This window comes from Chloroflexus sp. MS-G, from assembly GCF_000735195.1.
GTDB lineage: Bacteria > Chloroflexota > Chloroflexia > Chloroflexales > Chloroflexaceae > Chloroflexus.
Genome location: NZ_JPIM01000177.1, coordinates 1 through 6010 on the forward strand (window position 1 = coordinate 1; position 6010 = coordinate 6010).

Here is a 6010-nt window from a genome sequence, read left to right on the forward strand (position 1 = left end):
GAGATGGTGGATAAGACTGAAGTGTATAGGCAATCATATGATCACCATCAATGGTAATCTTCCCACGAGTCTGAAAGAGAAATACATACGGTAACGACTCCTGTACATTACTAAGATCGACGATATATTCACCACTAGAATGTTCGACAATATAACTCACCACCTGATCTTTATTGACAAAAACCGTCCCATATTCTCCTTGACCACCTGTCTGTTCTAGAAAACGCGCTGCGTACCCTATTGTTATTAAATTAAGTAAACACATGATTGTCAGAACTACCAAAAAGATCAATCTTACTTGTACAGTATCTTTCTTGAGAAAAATCCTTGAACTCAATATCTCAAACCCTCTTGCTATCACCAGCAGCGGCAACGGATAGATAAAGAGGAAGTAGTGCCGCTGAATCAAACTTCTTGAAAAAAAGAGATAAGCCAGAGGTAAAAGTAAAATTAGCAGCACTATTGCATCTTTATATGAAATTCTAAAACGCAACCGATCAGCCTGTGAATCACCGGCGATGTAGTAAAATATAGCAGCGAGACAAATCATAAATACTAGCGAATACAAAACACCTTGACCCCAGTCGACAAATGACGACAAGTACTGAGACTTCGATAATTTACTTACCCACAATCCTTGTCCTGATAGTACATTAGAAAAGTTCCATACCGTCTTGGCGAAGTGAAATATTCTTGGCTCATCGACAGCATGGAGAGAAGGAAGCAACATGATACTTTTGATATGAACAAAATTCGAAGTCAGGTCGTAGATAATATTGGGTGCATACCCTATAGCAAAACTGAAAGCGTAAAATGATACTTTCCATTTTGTTTTACCATAGACAAGCAAGATCAACATACTTGTTCCCACAATTGCCAGCACTGAAAGGTGCAACTGGACACCTAGACCGAGTAAAATGCCGGTCAAAATGTAATCAATAACTCTATCTTTTTCGAGCGCATTGACCAAGCACAACAACATGAGCGGAATGAGAAAGGGGAACAGCGACTGCGGCCAGAACATGCGACTGTACAACACAATCCATGGTGACACGCTGGCAAGCGTTGCCATTATCAGGCCAACATTGCGCGAGTAGAGACGGTACCCGACAAGATAAACCAAATAGACCCCAACTACATTTAGCGTCGCAATCAGTGCCGAAACGAATAATGGCTTGTAACCGAATACTGCAAATACAATTGCTGTTATGTAGGATAGAGCGGGACCGTTATATAGCGATGAACGAATACTTCCAACCTGTTGACCGACTAACGGATAATAATCTCCCTGCAAGATACGATACCCATCAAGTGCCCAGTATGCCGAGTCATGGCGAAACTCCATCATTGAGAGTGAACTAAGTCTGAGTACAGCAGCTATGAACAGTACTAACAATAAATAAATGCGCCACCCGTAAGTATTCCACTTTACCATAACACCTGTCTCGGCAAATGGCTGATTGGCGACCGTCTTCTGATTGTGCACTGACTTGCTCCTTCTTCAGTTCATGCCAACCATCTGGTGCTGATGTTTGGCGGTTTGATCTGCGTAAACAATAGCCTCACCGTCTACGCAAATACCCTACTTCTGCCGGGGCTTCCATTGTGGTATCGTGCAGAACACTTATGCGATCTTTTCACCATTCCAGCGTTTGTCAGACAGTCATACCCTACCAAACAGGTATGACGACGCTTTATAAAAAGAAGAGGAGAACGATGATAGCTTTGTTATCTTTTGTCAGCTCTGATTGTGACGGAAACCTTACCACTCGCAAACGTCGCCTCGCCCCCAACACCTATGCTGTTAGCGCGCTTTATTTTGTAGAATCCCGAAGCTGTGCTTCAGCAGTTCAATGTGCTTGCTATGGATCACGTTTGACTCTCTCCCCTGCCTCCCATAATGAGAAGAGGAAGGGGGGAGGTTGGAGGTACGGGACCCGTTCCTTTCTGAAAAGCCAACCCCCTCTTGCTCTCATCTGGAGAGAACAAGAGGGGGCAACGAAAGATGAAGACTACCTTATGTCACGAACGCTTCACCCGATAACCGGCGGTCTCACGATCCCATGCCTGACCAATCCCTTCGGCTTTGAGTTTGTACTTCTCAACCCGTTCAGTCGCCGTCTTGGGCAGGCTCTCGCGGAATTCAATGTAGCGCGGTACCGCGTAGTAGGCCAACCGCTCTTCACACCAGCGCACCAGATCAAGCGGATCAAGCGTTGCCCCGGGACGCAGCACCACCACAACCTTGACCTCTTCCTCGCCTAATTCACTGGGCACGCCTATTGCAGCACTTTCGAGCACGGCTGGATGTGCATTTACTGCCCGCTCAACCTCCCACGAGGAGATGTTCTCGCCGCGACGACGAATCGACTGCTTGAGCCGATCAATGAAGATCGCGTATCCAGCCTCGTCAAGCTGACCAAGATCACCGGTATGAAACCATCCCCCCCGCAGTGCCGTTGCCGTTTGCTCAGGCTGACGATAGTAACCCATCATTATGAGATGTTCTCGTTGCGGACGAATAACGATCTCGCCGGGAACACCTGCCGGTAGCGGGGTATCATCAGCGCCGACAATGGCCAGCTCAAAGCCCGGCATTGGCTTGCCAAACGTACCGACTCGTACTGCATCCCGTGGATTAGCCACACAAAAACCGGTAGTCTCAGTTAACCCATACCCTTCAATGATAGTCAGGCCAAACCGCTCTTCAAATGCCCGCCACAGATCAGGTGGGGTAGCCGCACAGGCAGCAATCCGCACCCGGTGCGAACGATCATCGGGCGAAGGCGGTTGCTTCATTAAGATCGGAATCATTGCCGCCAACAGGTTGCAAATAGTCGCTCCCAGATCGGCCAGTTGTCGCCAGTAACGAGAGGCGCTGAACTGCTCGATCAGGGCGATGGTCGTACCGCGATAGATGGCGGGTAACACCGTATGCGCCTGCGCATTAATGTGAAACAGCGGCAAACTTGTACCAAACACATCATCGGCGGTCGCACCAATCATGACATCGGCAAATAGCGCTGCCGAATGGAGATATGCGTGATGACTGAGCATCACACCTTTGGGTGGACCGGTAGTACCAGAAGTATAGAGAATACTGTGCAAATCGGTAGCGTTACTAGGTGAAGGATCGGCGGGCTGCGCAGAAGTGAGTGCCTGATTCCAGGCGATTGCTTCGGGCAGCGGTTCACCATCACCCCGCACGAGCACGTGTTGCAATGTCGGCAACTGGTTGCGCAACGTGGTAATCCGTTCATACAAGTGCGGCTCAATAATGAGCACCGTTGCACCGGCATGGTCAAGGATATAGTGAAGTACATCACCCTTCAAGTGGATATTGATCGGCACAACAACTGCGCCAAGACAGGCACACCCAAACCACGCCCAGAGATAGTCTGGCGTGTTGCCGAGCATCAGCCCCACTCGATCACCTGGTCGTACACCAAGATTACCCAACACACCCGCTGCCCGACGTGCTAACATTGCCGCTTCTGCATAACGCCACTGCTGGTCGGCAAACCTGAGCAAAATCCGATCAGGTTGCAGTTCTGCCTGCTCTGCAAGCGCATGCCAGATCGTGTTCATCATGACGAGCCTCAAACGTTATACAACCGTTTACCCAGCCGACACGTACCGGCCTTCCCAGGTTCATTTCGTATTACTACCGATAGTGTTCACCCATCATTGCCAACAACTGTTCATCACGACAACTGCTCTTCACACTGAGCACACCCAGCCAGCCTACACCGGCGCCGACCAACAGTAAAGGTAACCACGAGCTACCCAACACCGGCCAGTACATGCTCAACGTGGCAACGGCACCACCTCCCAGCCCATAATACCATTGCACCCCAAGCGCCATCACACCGAACGCACTTACCTGCAATGGATGCAATCGTGGCCCGTTCACCCGGCACGAAAAGGCTACCCGCTCCTGCCAGTGTCGAATCACCCCTCCAACGACAACACTCAGCGCCATCCCCATCGCTGCGCCGCCACTCCCAAGCACTATCTCTAACCCGACGGCAACGAACAAGCCGATGATCACAACTCCAGGCCAGAACAACCACCGACGCCTCATACACAACTCCTACGTTAGCTTTACCGGCCCCAATTCAGCTTCGAGCACCTCAACGGCGGTACGCAGTACCTTGATCCGCGCATACTTCTTATCTTCCGCTTCGACAATTGTCCACGGCGCATATGGTGTACTGGTGCGCAACAGCATCTCATCGGCTGCTTCAAGATAGGCAGGCCACTTCTCGCGGTTACGCCAATCTTCGTCGGTCAATTTCCAGGCTTTGTAGGGTACGTGTTGCCGCGCTTCAAAACGCCGTAACTGCTCTTCAGGGCTGATATGCAACCAGAACTTGGCCATAATCGAACCGAAATCAACTAATTGGCGCTCGAACTGATTAATTTCGGCATACGCCCGCCGCCACTCGTCAGGCCGGGCGAAACCCTCAACCCGCTCAACCAGAACCCGCCCATACCACGAACGGTCAAAAATGGCAAACTGACCACGGGGAGGTAGACGACGCCAAAAGCGGTAGAGATAGTGGCGCGCCTTGTCGTCACCAGAAGGAGCAGCAATAGCATGCACGGTATACGCACGTGGATCGAGTTCGGCGGTCAAGCGCTGAATGGCGCCACCTTTCCCGGCAGCATCCCATCCTTCAAACACGAATATAACCGGTCGCTTTTGATGGTATACCTGTAAACCGAGCAGATAAAGTTTGGCCTGCAACCGCTTCAATTCGTGGTGATAGGTTTCGTCGTCCAGCCGTAAACTGAGATCAACCCGCTGTAATGGACTGGCTGCACGCAATAGCGGGGCAACCGACGCCGTTACAATCGGTGTTGGGGTTGGTTTACCTGGTTGGGGAAGGAACATTGTGCGCTCAACACTCGTTTCTACTGCCACCGGCTGTACCGGCATCCGAAGTTCGATGTAAGAGCGCCGCAAGGCCGATCCGCTGTCATCAAGACTGGCTCCCCGATCAAGAGCCGTTATCCCCAAGCGGCTCTCCAGCGCACCAACAATGATCTGCAATACGGTAAGGCGAGCGTACCGTTTATCGGCAGCAGGAACAACATGCCAGGGCGCAAAGGCGGTATCAGTGCGCGAGAGCATCTCTTCGACGGCCAGATAGACCTGTTTATAGTGGCGATGCTGCCACCGATCTTCATCCGTTACCCGCCAGGCGTTGAGTGGGTCAGCAAGCAATTTTGCAAAGCGGCGCGCCTGTTGTTTTTTCGTGATATGCAACCAAAACTTAATGATAAATGCGCCATCATCGGCCAGTTGACGCTCAAAGATGACCGCGTCTTCACAGCGGGTACGCCACTGATCGCGATCACCACCACTGATGTAGGAAGCCAGCAACTCGCGATACCACGAGCGGTCAAAGAAACTCATCTGCCCATAACTAGGAATTTTCAACCAGAAACGGTACAACCATGGATACTGCTGCTCATACGTTCGTGGCGGCGTAATTGAATGCACACGAAACCCACGCGGATCGAGCCGACGGGTTAAGGTCGCAATCGTGCGAGCTTTTGCGGTTCCGGCCCACCCTTCAAACACGAAAATCGTCGGAATACGCGCCTCTAGCAGCATCTGTTCGAGGTCAAAGAGGCGTGCCTGTAACTCTGGAGCTAATTGGTCGTAATCGGCTTTTCTCAACTTCACATCGGTAATACAACGGTCAAGCATGGATTTGTTCCTTGGAGTACGAAGTCAAAGCAAGTGCTGTCTGCGTCTTCATTCGGTATTCGTTATGATACGTTTTGCTGTAGATTCCATGGGCAGTCACCAGACATGCGACCCTGCGTTCGACCCAGGCACAGTAACGCGAGAGGAACTTACCCTTATCATACCAGACATTGCAAGCAAACAGTACATACCAGCGGACAGGTGGGGAACGCCGCCCCGTCGTTCTCCCCACTTCCCGCAGGCGGCTTAAAAAGCCGCCTCTACGTTCTCCACACTTCCCGCAGGCAGCTT

General features: G+C 51.0%; 4 protein-coding genes. All 4 read right to left on the reverse strand.

The genetic code is table 11. The features are described 5' to 3' along the window. The coding region (locus tag JE47_RS0119200) for an ArnT family glycosyltransferase (protein WP_031461297.1) at positions 1–1486 on the reverse strand (1486 nt) is incomplete at its 3' end. Between the two features lie 536 nt (positions 1487–2022). Then, positions 2023–3588, reverse strand: coding sequence for an ATP-dependent acyl-CoA ligase (locus JE47_RS0119205; protein WP_031461298.1), 1566 nt, complete (start codon positions 3586–3588; stop codon positions 2023–2025). Between the two features lie 76 nt (positions 3589–3664). Continuing rightward, a complete protein-coding gene (locus tag JE47_RS0119210; RefSeq protein WP_031461299.1) occupies positions 3665–4084 on the reverse strand; it encodes a hypothetical protein in 420 nt (139 codons plus the stop codon). 9 nt (positions 4085–4093) lie between these two features. Beyond that, positions 4094–5719, reverse strand: a complete 1626-nt coding sequence (locus JE47_RS0119215) for a hypothetical protein (RefSeq protein WP_031461300.1) — start codon at positions 5717–5719, stop codon at positions 4094–4096. Positions 5720–6010 lie beyond the last annotated feature (291 nt).